Here is a 229-nt window from a genome sequence, read left to right as displayed (position 1 = left end):
ATGTGAGAGTTAGTAGGAATGCGCGGGACATGCCGCCTTCTCCTGAGGTGAATTTCTCGAATTCTTCGACATCGAGGGCAAAGTGTTCTGCTACGTAGTCGATCAGGTCTGCCACTTTGTCGAGGTCTACCGCTTCGAGGGCCTTTTCAGGGTTTTCAAGGTCGACTGCTTCGAGCCCTTGCAGGGAGCCTCGGATTTTTGAGAGTTGGTTCAGGGCGCGTGCCTGGTC

Annotated in this window: 1 protein-coding gene; it reads right to left on the bottom strand. The window is 54.1% G+C overall.

Going from position 1 to position 229, the window contains the following annotated elements; genetic code table 11:
• Positions 1-229 (bottom strand): hypothetical protein (locus AAEY62_RS25215; protein ID WP_350637247.1); only part of this gene is annotated, 229 nt, incomplete at both ends.

Source organism: Pseudoalteromonas sp. GW168-MNA-CIBAN-0100 (assembly GCF_040309225.1).
In the GTDB taxonomy this organism is placed as follows: Bacteria; Pseudomonadota; Gammaproteobacteria; order Enterobacterales; family Alteromonadaceae; genus Pseudoalteromonas; species Pseudoalteromonas arctica.
The sequence above is the reverse complement of the archived record's forward strand: the minus strand, read 5'-3'. Positions and strand labels throughout refer to the sequence as shown.